This window comes from Novosphingobium sp. 11B (assembly GCF_054589055.1).
On record NZ_BAAILP010000069.1, the window covers coordinates 27,141 to 43,401 of the forward strand.

At 66.7% G+C, this 16,261-nt stretch carries 13 protein-coding genes; 8 read left to right on the plus strand and 5 right to left on the minus strand.

The genetic code is table 11. From position 1 onward, the window contains the following. The first annotated feature begins 45 nt into the window (after positions 1–45). Genes ACYPYD_RS06400 through ACYPYD_RS06420 form a run of 5 tightly spaced genes read left to right on the plus strand, consistent with a single transcriptional unit; the run spans position 46 to position 6,637 of the window. On the plus strand, positions 46–1,779 hold the full coding sequence (locus ACYPYD_RS06400) for an N-acyl-D-amino-acid deacylase family protein (protein ID WP_459662516.1): 1,734 nt from the start codon (positions 46–48) through the stop codon (positions 1,777–1,779). Positions 1,780–1,802: 23 nt separating this feature from the next. Next, the gene (locus ACYPYD_RS06405) at positions 1,803–2,975 is read left to right on the plus strand and encodes a M24 family metallopeptidase (protein ID WP_459662518.1); all 1,173 of its coding nucleotides are present in this window, start codon (positions 1,803–1,805) and stop codon (positions 2,973–2,975) included. Next, a complete protein-coding gene (locus ACYPYD_RS06410) occupies positions 2,965–4,287 on the plus strand; it encodes an MFS transporter (RefSeq protein WP_459662519.1) in 1,323 nt (440 codons plus the stop codon). Before ACYPYD_RS06405 ends, ACYPYD_RS06410 begins: the two co-directional genes overlap by 11 nt. Positions 4,288–4,306: 19 nt before the next feature. After that, on the plus strand, positions 4,307–5,674 hold the full coding sequence (locus tag ACYPYD_RS06415) for an LLM class flavin-dependent oxidoreductase (protein ID WP_459662520.1): 1,368 nt from the start codon (positions 4,307–4,309) through the stop codon (positions 5,672–5,674). 33 nt (positions 5,675–5,707) lie between these two features. Continuing rightward, on the plus strand, positions 5,708–6,637 hold the full coding sequence (locus tag ACYPYD_RS06420) for an alpha/beta fold hydrolase (protein ID WP_459662521.1): 930 nt from the start codon (positions 5,708–5,710) through the stop codon (positions 6,635–6,637). Between the two features lie 7 nt (positions 6,638–6,644). Here ACYPYD_RS06420 and ACYPYD_RS06425 read toward each other — a convergent pair whose 3' ends face one another. The 4 genes from ACYPYD_RS06425 to ACYPYD_RS06440 form a co-directional block, all read right to left on the minus strand. Next, complete coding sequence (locus tag ACYPYD_RS06425; protein WP_459662522.1) at positions 6,645–7,553, minus strand: LysR family transcriptional regulator; 909 nt, start codon at positions 7,551–7,553, stop codon at positions 6,645–6,647. 69 nt (positions 7,554–7,622) lie between these two features. Beyond that, on the minus strand, positions 7,623–8,441 hold the full coding sequence (locus ACYPYD_RS06430; RefSeq protein ID WP_459662523.1) for an alpha/beta fold hydrolase: 819 nt from the start codon (positions 8,439–8,441) through the stop codon (positions 7,623–7,625). Positions 8,442–8,443: 2 nt separating this feature from the next. After that, the gene (locus ACYPYD_RS06435) at positions 8,444–9,766 is read right to left on the minus strand and encodes an MFS transporter (RefSeq protein WP_459662524.1); all 1,323 of its coding nucleotides are present in this window, start codon (positions 9,764–9,766) and stop codon (positions 8,444–8,446) included. Between the two features lie 130 nt (positions 9,767–9,896). Continuing rightward, positions 9,897–10,481: a cysteine hydrolase family protein gene (locus ACYPYD_RS06440; RefSeq protein WP_459662525.1), complete on the minus strand. Its 585-nt coding sequence runs from the start codon at positions 10,479–10,481 to the stop codon at positions 9,897–9,899. Between the two features lie 86 nt (positions 10,482–10,567). On the opposite strand from ACYPYD_RS06440, the gene ACYPYD_RS06445 reads away from it, so the two are divergent. Beyond that, positions 10,568–11,293 (plus strand): NUDIX hydrolase, encoded by a 726-nt coding sequence (locus ACYPYD_RS06445; RefSeq protein WP_459662526.1) that lies wholly within the window; start codon positions 10,568–10,570, stop codon positions 11,291–11,293. An 11-nt stretch (positions 11,294–11,304) separates the two neighbouring features. After that, positions 11,305–12,609, plus strand: a complete 1,305-nt coding sequence (gene pncB / locus ACYPYD_RS06450) for a nicotinate phosphoribosyltransferase (RefSeq protein ID WP_459662527.1) — start codon at positions 11,305–11,307, stop codon at positions 12,607–12,609. Between the two features lie 151 nt (positions 12,610–12,760). Here pncB and ACYPYD_RS06455 read toward each other — a convergent pair whose 3' ends face one another. Then, positions 12,761–13,831: a glycoside hydrolase family 76 protein gene (locus tag ACYPYD_RS06455; protein WP_459662529.1), complete on the minus strand. Its 1,071-nt coding sequence runs from the start codon at positions 13,829–13,831 to the stop codon at positions 12,761–12,763. 117 nt (positions 13,832–13,948) lie between these two features. Here ACYPYD_RS06455 and ACYPYD_RS06460 point away from each other — a divergent pair, with 117 nt between their 5' ends. Continuing rightward, positions 13,949–16,213: a S9 family peptidase gene (locus tag ACYPYD_RS06460; protein ID WP_459662528.1), complete on the plus strand. Its 2,265-nt coding sequence runs from the start codon at positions 13,949–13,951 to the stop codon at positions 16,211–16,213. The last annotated feature ends 48 nt before the right edge of the window (positions 16,214–16,261 follow it).

The following is a 16,261-nucleotide window of genomic DNA, read 5'->3' on the forward strand; positions in this document are numbered from 1 at the left end:
ACCCCGCCGCACACGGTATTTCAACTCGAGCAGATGGATACGACGATGAGCGAATACGATCTGGTCATTCGCGGCGGCACTGTCGCCGACGGCACCGGAGCCGATCTTTTCGAAGGCGACGTCGCGGTGCGCGGCGGCAAGATCGTCGCGACGGGGGCGGTCTCCGGCTCCGGGCGCGAGGAGATCGACGCGCGCGGCAAGCTGGTTACGCCCGGCTTCGTCGACATCCACACTCACTACGACGCCCAGGTCACCTGGGACACGCAGTTCTCGCCCTCGACCAATCACGGCGTGACGAGCGTGCTGATGGGCAACTGCGGCGTCGGCTTCGCGCCCTGCCGCCCCGACATGCGCGAACAGATGATCGACGTCATGGAAGGCGTCGAGGACATTCCCGGCATCGTCATGGCCGAGGGCCTGCCCTGGAACTGGGAGAGCTTCCCGGAATACATGGACGCCATCGAGCAGCGCCCCATGGATGCCGACTTCGCCGTCGCCGTCCCCCACATTCCGGTGCGCGTCCACGTCATGGGCCAGCGCGCCATCGAGCGTGAACCCGCCGCCGGCGCCGACATGCAGGCCATGGCCGCCATCGTGCGCGAAGGGTTGGAGGCAGGCGCCTTCGGGTTCTCCACCACCCGCGTCATCGGCCACCGCACCGCGAGCGGCGACCAGCTTCCGGTCACCACCGCGAGCGAGGACGAACTCCTCACCATCGCCATGGCCATGAAGCCATTAGGCCGCCACTTGTTCATGTCGGCTTCCGAATTCGACACCGGCAACGGCTTCTCGTCCGAATTCCGCATGCTCTCGCGCGTGGCGGAGGCTTCGGGCCAGACGGTGACCTTCCCGCTCCTGCAGTACAACGAAGCGCCCGATCGCTGGCGCGAGATCGCCGACGCCTGCGCCGCGAGCCGGGCGCAGGGGATCGACATCTATGGACAGGTCGTCAGCCGCCCGGTCGGCGTCCTGTTCGGCCACCAGTTGTCGCTGAGCCCCTTCCGCGGCTGCCCGGCTTACGAAGCCATCGAGCACCTTCCCATCGCCGCCCGCGCGCGGGAAATGCGCAAGCCTGAGGTGAAGGCCGCGATCCTCTCGGAAATGGGCCTGCCGCTCGACCCAAAGACGTATCCCGCGTTCATGCGCGAAGTCTCCCAGTGTTATGCCATGGGCGAGAACCCCGACTATGCCCCGCCCGAAAGCGCCCGCTTCGACATCATCGCCGCCCAGCGCGGCTGCAGTGTCCACGAAGTCGCCTACGACGCGCTGCTGGAGGAGGATGGCCAGGCCATCCTCTACTTCCCGGCGCGCAACTACACGCACTACAACCTCGACGTCGTCCACCACATGCTGCGGCGCGAGGACACCGTGCTCGGCCTCGGCGACGGCGGTGCGCATGTCGGTGCGATCTGCGACGGCAGCATGCAGACGTTCCTCCTCACTTACTGGACCCGCGACCGCGTGGGCGAGCGCTTGTCGATCCCCGAAGCGGTGCGCCTGATGACCGGCCACACCGCCCATGTCGGCGGTTTCGGCGATCGCGGGATCATCGCGCCGGGCTACAAGGCGGACCTCAACGTCATCGACTACGACCGCCTGCGCCTCGCCCCGCCGCGCGCCAGCTTCGACCTTCCCGCCGGTGGCCGCCGCCTGACGCAAGGGGCGAGCGGCTACGCCGCGACGATCCTCTCCGGCGTCGTCACCGCGCGCGACGATACCCCCACGGGTGCCCTGCCCGGCCGCCTCGTGCGTGGCCGCCGCTCCGCGCCTGTCGCCTGATACCTCCAGACGGAACTGACCTGATGCTCATCAATCGAGACCGCGCCGACACCCTGATGGACCGCGAGGACATCGCGGTCGTCGTCGCCTCGACCCCGATCAATACCTACTACCTCTCCAGTTGGGCCACCGACGCCAGCTGGGGCTTCGGCGATCTCGCGCTGGCGATCCTGCCGCGCGACCATGCGCTCGATGCCGCCGTGCTGACCGTCGAGGTCGATATGGGCCAGCCCCAGCAGGGGCAAGGCACGTGGATGGCGGTGCGCGGCTACGCCCGCAAGCCCGGCATCGGCGCGGGCGGCGTGCAGGCCGCGCTGACCGCTGAGGGCCTGCCGCAGAACCATCAGGAAGCGGTAGCGCAATACTTGCGCGAACTCGGCCTCGGCCGCTCGCGCGTGGCGTTCGAGGATCGCGGCCTCGGCCTCGACGTCAACGAACTGCTCGGCGGCACCATCGACGTTTTCCCGGCGCGCGATCTCTTGCGCGACATGCGCATGGTCAAGACGCCCGCTGAGATGGCCAACATGCGCGCCGCCGCCCGCAAGACCGAACTGTCGCTCCAGCTCTCGGCCGAGGCGCTTGCCGCCGGGGCCACCTGCGCCGAGGCGGAGCGGGTGTTCTGGTCCGCCGCCGCGCTGGCGGGCGGCCGCCCGGTGTTCCTGCTCATCACGCCCTACCGCCCCGGCTTCGGGCGCTTGCCCAAGAATGCCGAACTGCAGCAGGGCGACATGGTGACTTTCGACGCCACCGCCGAGTTCTCGCACTACACCAGCGACATCGGCCGCACCGCAGTCATCGGCGAGCCCTCGCCCGAACAGCTCAAGCGCTACAATGCTACTCGGCTTGGCTGGCAGGCGGCGCTGCCGGAGTTCCGCGCCGGTCGCCTCTCCAGCGACATGGAGAAGGCCGTCGTCGCCTCGATCCAGGCCCACGGCAACCCCGAGTTCCGCGCCTGCGGCCTCCACTCGGTCGGGCTGGAGCACACCGATCACCCGCATCCGGGCGGAGGCATGCACAGTTTCGAACTGGTAGACCGCATGGTCCTGAGCTGCGACCTGCCCTGGATCGGCCCGGAGATCGGCAAGTTCCACTTCGAGGACATCATCTACCTCGAAGGCGACACGGTCGAAATCCTCAACGATGCCGACGGCCGCCTGATGGCCTGCATCGACGGGCGCACCGTTCGTGTCGACTGACACCCCGGCGCCCTTCCCTCCGGTCCGCCAGACGCTCTGGCCGATGCTGCTGCTGTTTCTGGCGGCCAATTTCTACAGCATCGACAAGGCAATAGTCGGCGTTCTTGCGGAGCCGATCAAGGCCGACCTCGGCATCGACGACATTCGCATGGGCCTGCTCATGGGCCTTGCCTATTCGCTGCTGAGCGGAGTCTGCGGGCTGTGGCTGGGCTCGCTGGTGGACCGACATGTACGCAAGCGCGTGCTGGGCGGCGCGATCATCGTCTGGAGTTTGTCCACCGCGCTCGGCGGCCTCGCGCCGAATTTCGAGACGTTCTTCGTGTTTCGCGCCCTCGTCGGCCTTGGCGAAGCGGCGGTCGCACCTGCCGCCATGTCGCTGATCGCCGACATGTTTCCGCCCGACCGGCGCGGCCGGGCGCTGAGCGCCTACCTCATCGGTGCGACCATCGGCACGGCGCTGTCCTCGGTAATCCCGGGCGCGATCCTTGCCGCGAAACTGCATATCGCGCTGCCGGGCTATGGCCTAGTCGTTCCATGGCGCAGTGCGTTTCTGCTCTGCGGGATCGTCGGCCCGGCCGTGGGCCTCGCCTTCCTGACCATCCGCGAACCCGCCCGGCGCGGCCTGCCCGCAGAGGCGAAGGCGCCCGCGCGGGTGGGTGAGAAGCTGGCCTATCTCGGCCGCCAGCGAAAGCTGGTCGTGCCGCTGTTCGCCGGTTTTTGCCTCTATTACCTCGCCTTTGTCGGCGTCACCTCGTGGACCGCGCCGCTGCTGATGCGCACTTATGGGCTGACCCTGCCGCAGATCGCCAACCTGCTCGGCCTCGGCATGCTCGTCGCTGGTGTTTCGGGTTACCTGCTCGGCGGCTTCGCGGCGGACACGCGCAAGGCCGGGCGCATCGGGCTGATGGCGGTGCTGCCGCTGGTCGCCCTGCCCACCGCCTTCGCAGGCTATGCGCCGAGCCTTGGCCTTGCCATTGCCGCGCTCGCTACGATCAGCCTGACCACGCCGATGCTCAACGTCGCGATGAACGCGACCGTGCAGGAGATCGTGCCCAACGACATGCGCGGCTTCTCCTACGCCTTCCTCAGCGTCGTCGCGGCCTTGCCCGCAGGCGCCGGAGGGCCGTTCGCCATCGCCTTCGTCTCGGAGAAGGTGCTCGGCGATCCATCGCGCATCGCCGCCTCGTTCGTCCTCGTCGTCCTGCCCTGCCTTTTGCTGGCGGCAGCCTGTTTCGCGGCCGCCGCGCGCGCCTATCGCTCCGCCCCGGCGGACGGCGAGCTGGCGCGCGTCATCGGCGCCAGCCACTTGTGATCTCTCCGGAGCCCGTACCATGCCCGACCCCCACCAGATGATTTTGGCCACCTTCATCCACAACAGCGGCGCGCACCCGGGCGGATGGCGCTGGCCCGGCGCGCCTGCCGTGGACCAGCACGACTTCGCCCACTTCGCTCATCTCGCCCAGACGGCTGAGCGCGGGAAGATGCACTGCTACTTCTCAGGCGATTCCCAGGGCTTTCCGAGCATTTCCGGCAAGGACGCCTTCGCCGCCACCGATTACGCGGGCAAGCTGGAGCCGACCACGCTGCTCGCCGCGCTGGCCGTCGTCACGAAGCACATCGGCCTGATCGCCACGGCCTCGACCACGTACAACGAGCCTTACGCGATCGCCCGCCGCTTTGCCTCACTCGACCATATCTCGAAGGGCCGCGCGGGCTGGAACGTCGTCACCTCCGCCAGCGACGGCGAGGCGCGCAACTTCGGGCGCGACCTGAACATGGACCACGACGCCCGCTACGCCCGCGCCGAAGAGTTCGTGGACGTAGCCAGGAACCTCTGGGACAGCTGGGAGGACGGCGCGATCCTGCGCGACCGCGACGCGGCACGCTACTTCGACCCCGCCAAGGTCCACGAACTGGGTCACAAGGGCGAGCACTTCACCGTCGCCGGTCCGCTCAATGTCGCCCGCCCACCGCAAGGGCACCCGATCATCGTGCAGGCGGGCGGCTCCGGCCCCGGCCGCGCGCTGGCCGCGCGCACCGCGGACATGATCTTCACCGCCGCCAGTTCAGTGGAAGTCGCGAAGGAGTTCCGCGACGACATGCGCGCCCGCGCCGCCGCCTTCGGCCGCAACCCGGATCACGTGAAGATCATCCCCTCGGTCCAGTTGATGGTCCGCGCCAGCGAGGCGGAGGCCCGCCGAGCCGACGAGGAACTGCTTGACCTCGTGCCCGAGGCTCTGGCCCTTCGCACCCTCAGCCTGCAACTCGGCGTCGATCTCTCGCACCTCTCGGTCAATGATCGCTTGCCCGACCTGCCCGAGACCAACGGCGGCAAGTGGGTGCAGCAGTCGATCATCCGCATGGCCCGCGAGGAAGACCTGCCGATCGGGCTGCTTGCCCGGCGCGTCGTCGTCTCGCGCGCCAGCTTCTCCTATACCGGCACGCCCGAGCAGGTGGCGGACTTGTGCGAGAACTGGTTCCGCGCGGGCGCTGCGGACGGGTTCTCGCTCTCGCCCAACTACCAGCCCGGCGTGCTGGAGGATTTCGTCGACCAGGTCATCCCCATCCTTCAGAAGCGCGGCCTGTTCCGCGCCGAGTACGAAGGCGATACCCTGCGCGAGAACCTCGGCCTGCCGCGCCCGGAAAATGCCTTCGTCGCCAATCCCGCGCTGGGGTGCGAACCCCGCATGTGGGCCTGACCGCTACAGCCACTTTCGAAGAGGAATAGGACCATGTTGAGCCGTCGTGATGTTGCCCGGGGTATAGGTCTGGCCGGAGCAGTCAGCGCGTTTCCCGCCCTCGCCGCGCAGAAAGCTGCCAGCCTGCCGACGCCCCCGAAAGGCCAGTGGACCCGCTTCGGCGAACTGCGCCGTGCGGGCGGCGTGCTGCACTATGCCGTGATCGGAGAGCCGGTTGTAGGCAAGCTGCCGGTGGTGCTGCTGCACAAGCTGGGTGGCTGGCTGTCCGACTGGCGCCATGTCGCGCCGATGCTGGCCGAGGGGCGGCAGGTCTATGCCTTCGACCTTCCCGGTCACGGCGGCTCGCGCTGGGACGGCCCGGCGCCCTACATCCAGAGTCTTGGCGAGACGGCCGCGCTGCTAGTCGGTGCCTTCGACGAACTCGGCTTCGACAAGGTGGACCTGATCGGCACCTCGCTCGGCGGCTGCCTTGCCGTGCCACTCGCCGCATTCTGGCCGGAGCGGGTGGGCAAGCTCGCGCTCGTCTCCTGCGCGCTCGGCCATCGCCGCTCACTGGCCGAAATCAAGGTTGCGGTGGACGACAAGCAGGACACCCTGTTCGACAAGAATGGCGACCCGGTGCCGACGCCGCCGGAACTGCTGTCAAAGACCTTCGGCATCATCAATAGCGGCCCGATCAATGCCGAGGGCATCCTCAGCCGCAGGGCCGCAGGCAAGTGGATACAGCCCTCCGAGCGCGGTGTCGCGATCACCGAGATCGCCGGAACCATGAACCGGATCGAAGCGCCGACGCTGCTCGTCTACGGCCAGTTCGACAAGGCCTACCTCAAGTTCCGCAGCGCCGCGGAAGCCGAACTGAAGCGCGGCAAGACCATGGTGGTCGAGAACTCGGGCGCCTTCGTCATGCAGGACAATCCGCCTGCCACGGCCCGCGTGCTCAGGGCCTTCCTCGACGAGGCGTGAGGCGCACTCAGTCCGGCTTGCGGGCACACCATTGCCGGATGGTCGCCTTCAGCAGCCGGACGGTGCGGGTTTCGTAACGGTCCTTGAGGGTGATGAAGCCGAAGGCGGGCGCCGGTATTTCCGAGCCCGCCAGACGCTTCAACGAGCCGTTCGCCAGCTCGTCGGCGACTGCCTCGCACGCGACCATGCCGATCATGCCCGAGTGCAGGATCATGGCCTTCACGAACGTCGTGGACGAGGCCTTCACCGACTTGCTCTCGCGCCTATAGCCGAACCGGCGCAGCATGTTCACGACGTCGTCGTTGTCGATGGGATCGGCGGTCTCGTAAGCGCTGACGTGTGCCCAGACGAAGTCGGTGCCCCTGGCGAAATCGTCCTCCGTCAGAGCGAAAACCGGGTGGTCCGGCGCGGCGACGACGGCATATTCGCGCTTGAACAGCGGCTCGAATTCCAGCGCATCATCGGCGTAGCCCTCGGGCAATCCGCAGAACGCGAAGTCTAGATCGCCTGAAGACAGCAGGTCCAGCAGCTGCGTCGTGTAGCCTTCGCGCACCCACATATCCACGTGGCCCGCCTGCTCGACGAACTGGCGCATGGCGCGGCTCATCGTATCGTTCATGATGATCGGATGCACCCCCACCGCCACCTTGGGCACGCGGTTAGCGGTCGCGAGGTCGTGGAGAATGCGCTGCTCTTCCATCAGCATGAGGCGCGCGCGCTGGACGAGCTTCTCGCACATCTCGGTCGGGCGCACGCCGTTGGGGCCGCGCTCGAAGAGGCTGGTGTTGAACTCCTCCTCCAGCTGGCGGATGCTGAGCGTCAGCGCGGGCTGCGTTATGCCGACCATCTTCGACGCCTTGCGCAGGCTCCCGCTCTCGTAGATCGCGATCATCCGCTTGAGCTGCACGAGGTTCACGGGTTGTCTTGCTCCTTGGCTGGCAGGTCAGGCGGACAATGTGGCATGTCCGCCGCCCGGCTCAAGTAATCAGCTCAGGTGAGCGTCGATCTCGCCGACGACGCGCGCGTTTTCCAGCTTGAGCACGCCATGCTTCACCCCGAGGAGATCGACGCGGCGGGCGTTGGGATAGTGGTGCGAGTTGGCAAGCGTGGGCCCCCACAAGTCATCCTCGGGGTTCATCACCAGCACCGGCTGCGCCACTTCGGCCATCGCGCCGAGGAAGTCGAAGCGATAGACCGAGATATAGCCCCATGGCATCCGCCCGCCGAGGCGCAGGCACTCGGCCATGCTGATGTGACGCTCCTCGTAGGAGATGCGCGGGTCGCTCAGCTCGCCGATGATCGCCCAGAGCTTTTCGACATGCGCCAAGTCCGGACCCGGGGGCGGGAACGCCGTGAGCAGGTTGGCGAGCTTGGCTTCGCGCTGCTCGGCCGGAAAGGCGGCAAGGCCGAAGACCACCGCGCGGCGAACCCGCTCCGGCAGACTGCGGGCAAGCTGCGTGGCGATGATCGAGCCGGTGTGAAAGCCCATGACGTCGAACTGCCCGGCGGGGATCAGGCCCTCAGCGGCGAGGTCGGTCATGAACTGCGCCATGATTTCGGCGAAGTCCTCGATGGTGACCGGCTCGGGCGGGGAATCGCTCATGCCGTAGCCCGGCGTATCGACGGCGACCACGGTGCGCTTCGCCGACAAGGGCTCCATCACCGGTAGCCAGTCGCCGCTGTTGCTAGGCGTCTGGTGAAGGCACAGCAGCGGCGGCATGGCGTCAAGGGTGTCGCACTTTGCGATGCGATAGTGGAGTTGGCCGAAGCGGCTCGGCGCATAGCCGCGCAGGATTTTGGACATGGTCAGTTCCGTTGGTCGGAGGTGATGCGCGAAGCCGCGCGGAAAGCGAGCAGCGACGCCGCGATGAAGGCACAAAGCCCGACGATCGCCATGGATCGACCCACCGCCGCCGGGGAGGCGAACACGGACTCGGTCAGCCACGCCACGGCCAGCGGGCCGAGCGAGGCGCCGATGATGGTCATCACGAAGGCATAGAGCGCCACCGCGAAACCGCGCACCTTGGTGGGCGTGATCTCCGAGATCACCGACAGCATCGTGGTTCCGTAAATGGCGCTGACCAGCATGATCTCGCCCAGCATGACCATGGCCAGCGGAGCGCTGCCGGACAGCAGCGGCAGGCACGAAGGAATGCCGAGTAGCGACAGGGCTCCGGCAAGCCGCGTCCGCCCACGCGCTCCCGAGCGCGCGCCGACACGGTCGACGACGACGCTGGCGACGAGCGCTCCGGCGACCGACCATGCGATCTGGCTGGTGCCGAGGCCCTTTCCGGCCGCGCCGACGTGATACCCGAAAGCGCGCGTGAGGAACACGGCGCCCCATCCCGTCGCCACCGAACCGCCCATCGCATAAAGCGCCAGCGATCCGTAAAGCGGCAGGAACACCCCGCGCTGCGCCGCCAGCAGGCCGAGCCCCTCGGCGAAGGAGAGCTTCGGCTCCGACCCGGTGACGGCATCGCTGCGGCGTGCGGGTTCGCGCAGCAGGAACAGCAGAATCACGATCAGCAGGCCGGACGCTCCCACAAGCGCGAAGGCGATGCGCCACGGGGCGAGTTCACCGATGATCGGCAGGCCCGCGAACACGCCCTTGGGGGCCAGGTCCAGGATCACCCCGCTGACCAGCGAGCCGAGGCCGTAGGCGATCATGCTGCCGAAGACGTAAAGCGCCATGGGCCGTCCGCGCCGGTGAGGCGGAAACAGGTCACTGATCATCGTCACCGCGCAAGGCCCCAGCACCGCCTCGCCGACGCCGATGAACAGACGCGAGGCGAACATCGATCCGAACCCCTGCGCAAAACCACCCGCGATCGTCGCCGCGCTCCAGATCACGATCCCGCCGATAAGCAGGCGGCGCCGGTTCACCACGTCCGCCACGGCGCCCAGCGGCAGTCCGACGGTGACGTAGAAGATGGAGAACGCGAACCCCTGCAGCAGCGCGATCTGCATCTCGCTGATCGAAAGATCGCGGCGAACCGGATCGATCACCAGAGCCAGCATCCCGCGATCGATGGTGGACACGATCTGCGCCAGAAAGAGCGTGCCGACGGTGACCCAGGCGACGGCGGGGCCGATGGCCCTGTCCGTTCCGGGCTGGTCAAGTCGCGTCATGGTAGTTCCTCAGATGGGGGCGTACCGACCCTTACCCCATCGGAAGGCGAGATCACGAAAGCGACGGTGATTATCCACTGGACGGCAAACCGCCGGACAGTGAGGATTTATCTATCGGTGCAACAGTTGCTCATCCGGCCAGGCACAGGCGATCCTCATGGCCAAGTTCCTGCGCCACGACATGGGCATCCTTGCCGATCCCGCGCGTCAGCGAAGCGGGCATCTCAACCTTGAAACCGCGCGTGAGCAGACCCTCCACGGCCCAGCGCACGCAGAAGTCAGCGGCCACTCCCACCACAGTCACGCAGTCGATTCCTCGGCCGGCGAGATCGCGGAAGAACGCATCCCGCTCGAACTCCTCGCCCTGACCGGAGCGGATGCGCAGGTCCGCTTGCTGCCACATGTCGAACACACCCTTTTCCATTGTGTACAACGGGATGGCAGAATCTATTGCGGCTACGTCGAGCACGCTTACCCAGCCTGCGGTGCCCTTCTGGCAATGAATGGGGAACTGTTCCGCCTCTGCAGAACCAACATATTCCGCAACGACATGGGTATCGAACGTCATGAGCACGCCCGCCACCTCGCGCGGGTCGAGCGAGGCCAGCCAATCCTGCATCGGCGCGACGATCGCCTCGGCATCGGGGACCGGAAGCGCCCCGGAGCTCCGCACGAAATCATGCTGCATGTCCACGACAATCACGAAACCGCTCATCGGACCCTCCGGGTACTGCTGATGCGCTTGACATATACTCACTGTGAACATAAGTAAAGCGCATCTTGCGCATAAGGGTTCAGGACGTGCTCCAGGATGAGGCCGAATTTCTGGCGGGTTACGATGCCCAAGGCTACGATCGCCCCTCGGTCGCCGTCGATCTCGTGCTCATGTCGATAGTCGATGGAGCCCCGGCGGCCCTGCTGGTCCGACGCGATGAGCACCCTCATGCAGGCAGTTGGGCGCTGCCCGGCGGGTTCGTTTCGGTCAATGAGGATCTGGACTCGGCCGCGCGCCGGGTGCTCGCCGACAAGGCGCACATGGACGGCGCCTATGTCGAGCAGCTCTACACTTTCGGAGCCCTCGAACGCGATCCGCGCATGCGGGTGATAAGCGTGGCCTATTTCGCCCTGCTTCCGGCGGATCGCTTCGCTGCCGCGCTGGAGGGTGACCCCGCGCTGTCGCTGGCGCGGATCGCGATGCCGGGCGACGGCAAGGCGCAGGCTGCGGGCAAGCACGGCCGCCTGTCGCTGGCTTTCGACCACGCTGAAATCCTCGGCGTCGCGATGCAACGGCTGCGGGGCAAGATCGACTACTCCTCCATCGCCTTCGCGCTCCTGCCCGAGCGGTTCACCCTGCGCGCCCTGCAGGACGTGCATGAAGCGATCCTCGGCCAGTCGCTCAACAAGTCGGCCTTCCGCCGCCGCATGCTCGACCGGGGCTGGCTTGAGCCGACCGGCGAGCGCGAGATCGGGGCCTCGTTCCGCCCCGCCGAACTCTTCCGTTTCCGTCCGATCATCCCCAACGCCTGAGCAGGTCCACCATGGTTTTCACCGACATCGCCACGCGCACCTACAACCATAACTGGCGGCTCGACCCGATCGTGCGCAGCCTGCTCGACACCGATTTCTACAAGCTGCTGATGCTCCAGATGATCCGGCAGCTTCACCCGCAAGTGAACGCGACCTTCGAACTGATCAACCGCACCCGCAGCGTGCGTCTCGCCGATATCATCGACGAGGCGGAACTGCGCGCGCAACTGGACCATGCGCGCTCGCTGCGGTTCGGAAAGAAGGAACTGATCTGGCTGGCGGGCAACAGCTTCTACGGGCGCAGACAGATGTTCAGCCCGGAATTCATCGCGTGGCTGGGCGAGTTCCGCCTGCCGGAGTACGAGCTTCACCGGCGCGACGGCCAGTACGAACTGCGATTCCACGGCCCCTGGACGCACACAATGATGTGGGAAATCCCGGCACTCGCGATCATCAATGAACTGCGCTCGCGCGCGGGCATGAAAGGGCGCGGCCGGTTCGAACTGGATGTGCTCTATGCCCGTGCCAAGGCAAAGTTGTGGGAAAAGGTCGAGCGGCTCTCAGCCCTGCCCGACCTCGTCATCTCGGACTTCGGCACGCGGCGGCGCCACGGTTTCCTGTGGCAGCGCTGGTGCGTCGAGGCCCTGAAGGAAGGACTGGGCGAGCGCTTCATCGGCTCCTCCAACGTCCTGCTGGCAATGGACGCGGACCTCGAGGCGATCGGCACCAACGCGCATGAACTGCCGATGGTCTACGCCGCCCTCTCCGACGGGGAAGAAGCGGTTGCCAGTGCGCCGTACCGCGTGCTCGAGGACTGGCAGGCGCACTATGGCGGCAACCTGCTCATCGCCCTGCCGGATGCGTTCGGGACCGCGTCGTTCCTCCGCCATGCGCCCGAGTGGGTCGCGGACTGGACCGGTTTCCGCCCCGACAGTGCCCCGCCGATCGAAGGAGGCGAGCAGATCATCCGCTGGTGGCAGGACAAGGGCCGCGATCCCCGGACCAAGCTGCTGATCTTCTCCGACGGCATGGATATCGACAGCATCGAGGCGACCTATCGCCACTTCCACGGCCGGGTACGGATGAGCTTCGGCTGGGGCACCAACCTGACCAACGACTTCCGCGGCTGCGCGCCCTTCGCGACGGACGATCTCGATCCGATCTCGCTGGTCTGCAAGGTGGTGGAAGCCAACGGCCGTCCGGCCGTCAAGCTCTCCGACAATCCCGCCAAGGCGACCGGGACCCCGGCGGAGATCGAACGCTACTTGCGCATCTTCGGAGAAGCCGGGCGCCAGACCGCCGAAGTGCTGGTCTGACCGCTGCTGCGCCGGCGTTCAGTCCAGCGTGAACGTGGCCGATTGAAACAATCATCGTCATCCCCGCGAAGGCGGGGACCCATCTGATGAGGGCGCAACAGGAAACCGCAGGAGATGGGTTCCCGCTGTCGCGGGAATGACGGCGATAGAATTAGCGATCCGCGCCCAGTTGCCTTGGCGGTGCTTCACGCTTTGCCCCCGATGCAGCAAGCAGCATCGCAAGGCCCGAGGTCTGCGCCGCCGCGTCCGTCGGGGACGATGCCTCCGACCAGTCACCTGCGACGGCCCGGGTGCCGCCATCGCTCAGGGTCCAGACCATTTCGGCGTTGCGATCGGCCCAGGCTGCAAGTTCCACGCGTTCAGGCTCATTCGTCAAATCGTCAAGCAAGTGCCCGAGATGAAAGGCGAACACGCCCTTGAACATCCGCCCGTCCGCACCGATCGAGGGCACCGGCTCACGCAGGATGCCCCCGGGGTTGGACAGCTTGCGGGTCGCCGCGAGCGCCGTCCTGACCGCCAGCGCGCGATACTGTGCATCGCCGGTGATGCGGGTGAGGTCGCTCAGGCCACCCAGCAGCACGCCCTGATTGTACGTGAAGCGCGGCTGGCCATTGTTGTGGCAGGCGGCATCGAGGCCGTCGTTCACCAAGCCGTCGCCGTCGATCATCGTCGATCCTTCGAACCACGCCCATGTCCGCAAGGCCCAGTCGCGATAGCTCGCCTCGCCGGTCGCAAGGTAAAGCTGCGTCGAGGCGTAGAGCAGGAGTTCGTTGGTGATCGCGTTCTTGTACGTCCGCTTGCGGTCCCACCAGATGCCGCCGCCGCAGCGGTCGTCCCAATAGCTGGTGACGATGCGCCGATAGGTCGTGCTGGCATAGTCGAGCAATTCGGGATCGCGATCGACCTGCCAGGCGTGAACGTTGGCGATCACCGCCCACAAGTCGTCGTCGTTGAGATAGAGCCCGGAGCGATTACGCACCGCTGCCGAGACACGCGCGTTCCAGCGATCGTCCCCGGTGCGGCGCGCATGGTCGAGCAGAGCATCGACTATCACGAAGCGTTGCCACGCCTCGCTCTGCGCCCAGCCGTCCGGCTTGCCCCACTGCCCGTCGAGATAGGACGCAGCCGCGCGGGCGCGCGGTGCCCATGCATCGTCCTGCGCACGCGCGCTTCCGGCACAGGCCAGCGCAAGCAGCCCCATCGACAGGCCCGCCGCCAACATCTTCTTCAAACTGTGGTCTCCCCGCCGACCGGTAAGCGCATGACGCTCCACATAAGAAATGCCAGGGGCAGCGCCAATGGCTTTCCCTTGCACGGACCTGTCATTAGGACATGGGACATGAACAGAGCCCGTCTGCTGAGCGCCTGCATCCTCGCCGCGCTGCCTTCTGCCGCCCTTCCCGCCTTCGCTGCCCCCGCCGAACGGAGCGCTTCCGCCATGCCCGAAACCGTACCAGACCTGACCTTCGACGGCGTCTTCGCCAGCCCCTCGCTGGATGGACCGCAGCCGCGCGCGGTCAAGGTCTCTCCGGACGGACGCTACATCACGCTGCTGCGCGGCCGCGCCGAGGACAAGGACCGCTACGACCTGTGGGCCTACGACCGCCGTAATGGCGAATGGCGCATGCTGGTCGATTCCCTCAAGCTCGGCTCCGGCCGCGCGCTGAGCGAGGCGGAGAAGATGCAGCGCGAACGCCAGCGCGTCGGCAGTCTCAAGGGCATCATCTCCTACGAATGGACCGAAGGCGGCGAAGCCGTGCTGGTCCCGCTCGACGGCGACCTCTACCTCGCCGGGATCGACGGGTCTGTGCGCCGCCTGACCGACTCTCCCGAGGACGAGCTGAACGCCGCGCTGAGTCCGAGGGGCGCCTACGTCTCGTTCGTGCGCGACGGGCGGCTCTACGTCGGCCCGCTCGGCGGGACCGAGCACAAGCCGATCACCCCGAAGGAAACCGCCCAGACCGTCCACTGGGGCGAGGCCGAGTTCGTCGCGCAGGAGGAAATGGCGCGTATGGACGGCTACTGGTGGGCGCCCGACGACAGGCTCATCGCCGTCGAGCGCTATGACGAGGCGCCGGTCGGCGTGGTCACCCGCACCGCGATCGGCGCCGAGGGCACGCACACTTACCAGCAGCGCTACCCGGCGGCGGGCACGCCCAACGCCCTTGTCTCGCTCCATGTGATGAAGCCGGACGGCTGCGGCCGTGTCGAAGTGGACCTCGGCCCCGACCGCGACATCTACCTCGCCCGCGTCAACTGGGCGCGGGACGGGCGCACGCTCTACGTCCAGCGCCAGAACCGCGAGCAGACCCGCCTCGACATGCTGGCGGTCGATCCCGCGACTGGGAAGAGCCGCGTCCTGTTCACCGAAGAGGCGGCCAAGGGCAGCTGGGTCAATCTGACCGACAACTATCGCTTCCTGAAGGATGGCAGCCTCGTCTGGTGGTCGGAGCGCGACGGCTACGGGCACCTCTACCATTTCCGGAACGGCAAGTGGCAGCAGCTGACTTCGGGCAAGTGGATGGTGACCAAGCTCGTCTCCGTGGACGAGGCGAAAGGCCGTGTGCTGTTCCTCGGCAACCGCGACGACGTGCTGGCACCGCAGCTGTATGCTATCGACCTCGCGAAGCCCGGCACGCCGAAGCAGTTGACCGAGGCAGGTTGGGCCAATGCCGCTTCAGGAAGCCGGGACGGATCGACGGTGCTCATAACCCGGTCTTCGACCACCCAGCCCTCGCAGACTTACATCGCGGACGAGAACGGCAAGCGCCTTGCCTGGGTGGAGGAGAACAAGCTGGATGCCACGCATCCCTATGGCCCTTATCTGGCCAGTCACCGCCCAACCACGTTCGGCACGATCAAGGCAGCGGATGGTTCCGACCTCCACTGGATGATGATCACTCCGCCGCTGAGGCCCGGCAAGCGCTACCCGGTGTTCTTCGAGCACTACGGCGGCCCGCATGTGCAGACGGTGACGCGCGGATGGAAGGGCGCGCTGGCACAGGCCATCGTCGACAAGGGCTACATCTACTTCGAGATCGACAACCGCGGCAGCGCCAATCGCGGTGTCGCATTCGAATCGCAGATCCATCAGGCCATGGGCACGGTGGAGGTGCAGGACCAGCGTGCCGGGGCCGAGTACCTCAAGACGCTGGACTTCGTGGACCCGGCCAAGATCGCGACTTACGGCTGGTCCTACGGCGGCTACATGACGCTCAAGATGCTGGAGGCCGATCCGGGCCTCTACGCGGCGGGCATCTCCGGCGCGCCGGTGACGAAGTGGGAACTCTACGACACCCATTATACCGAGCGCTACATGGGCGACCCGCGCAAGGTTGCCGATGCCTATCGCAAGGCCGACACCCTGGACGATGCCGGGAAGATCGCCGACCCGCTGCTGCTGATTCACGGCATGTCGGACGACAACGTGGTCTTCGAAAACAGCACCACCCTCATCGCGAAGATGCAGGGCGAGGCGACGCCGTTTGAGATGATGCTCTATCCCGGGCAGACCCACGCCGTGCGCGGCCCGCGCATCAGCGTGCACCTGTGGAACAGCATCTTTGGCTTCCTGGAACGCCACGGGGTCAAGCCGGAGGAGTAACTCCGGACCATCACATCGTCATTGCGAGCGTAGCGAAGCAATCCAGGG

Excerpts from the sequence above, each read along its gene's own strand:
- ACYPYD_RS06400 (WP_459662516.1), top strand. The coding sequence starts at position 46 with ATGAGCGAATACGATCTGGTCATTCGCGGCGGCACTGTCGCCGACGGC.
- ACYPYD_RS06405 (WP_459662518.1), top strand. The coding sequence starts at position 1,803 with ATGCTCATCAATCGAGACCGCGCCGACACCCTGATGGACCGCGAGGAC.
- ACYPYD_RS06415 (WP_459662520.1), top strand. The coding sequence starts at position 4,307 with ATGCCCGACCCCCACCAGATGATTTTGGCCACCTTCATCCACAACAGC.
- ACYPYD_RS06420 (WP_459662521.1), top strand. The coding sequence starts at position 5,708 with ATGTTGAGCCGTCGTGATGTTGCCCGGGGTATAGGTCTGGCCGGAGCA.
- ACYPYD_RS06430 (WP_459662523.1), bottom strand. The coding sequence starts at position 8,441 with ATGTCCAAAATCCTGCGCGGCTATGCGCCGAGCCGCTTCGGCCAACTC.
- ACYPYD_RS06435 (WP_459662524.1), bottom strand. The coding sequence starts at position 9,766 with ATGACGCGACTTGACCAGCCCGGAACGGACAGGGCCATCGGCCCCGCC.
- ACYPYD_RS06440 (WP_459662525.1), bottom strand. The coding sequence starts at position 10,481 with ATGAGCGGTTTCGTGATTGTCGTGGACATGCAGCATGATTTCGTGCGG.
- pncB (WP_459662527.1), top strand. The coding sequence starts at position 11,305 with ATGGTTTTCACCGACATCGCCACGCGCACCTACAACCATAACTGGCGG.
- ACYPYD_RS06455 (WP_459662529.1), bottom strand. The coding sequence starts at position 13,831 with ATGTTGGCGGCGGGCCTGTCGATGGGGCTGCTTGCGCTGGCCTGTGCC.
- ACYPYD_RS06460 (WP_459662528.1), top strand. The coding sequence starts at position 13,949 with ATGAACAGAGCCCGTCTGCTGAGCGCCTGCATCCTCGCCGCGCTGCCT.